The following is a 599-nucleotide window of genomic DNA, read 5'->3' on the forward strand; positions in this document are numbered from 1 at the left end:
GCCTGAAGGTCGCCGTCCGCAACACCCAGGACGGCATCTCGGTCGTGCAGACCGCTGAAGGTGCGCTCACCGAGACGCACAGCATCCTCCAGCGCATGCGTGACCTGTCGGTGCAGGCCTCGAACGAGGGCGGGCTCAACACCGAGGCCAAGAAGAACATCCAGTCGGAGATCAGCCAGCTCAAGTCCGAGCTGAACCGCATCGCCAACACCACCACCTTCAACGGCAAGAAGCTGCTCGACAGCAGCTTCACGGCGAACTTCCAGGTCGGCTCCAACGCCGGCGAGACCATCAGCGTCGGCATCGCGACCGCCATGAACGCGTCCGGCCTGAACGTGGCCGGTGTGGACGTGACCGCACCTGCCACCGGCTCGACCAACGGCAACACGGTCAACGCCTCCGCCGGCACGCCGGGCACGTTCACCACCAACGTGGGTGACTTCACCACGGCGGCGGCGTTCGACACCCTGACCGGCACGATCACGGTCGGGGACAAGAGCATCGACCTGGCCAGCATCAAGCACGGCGCCGCGGACACCGTGGCGACGCGTCTGGCGACGGTCAACACCGCCGTCAACAACGCTCTGGGCACGGCGAAC

The 599-nt window shown here is 66.4% G+C and carries 1 pseudogene; it reads left to right on the forward strand.

The window, feature by feature from the left end:
* Positions 1-599 (forward strand): annotated as a pseudogene (locus tag E4P40_RS27825) (flagellin); the annotation flags it as partial.

It is taken from the genome of Blastococcus sp. CT_GayMR20, assembly GCF_004570345.1.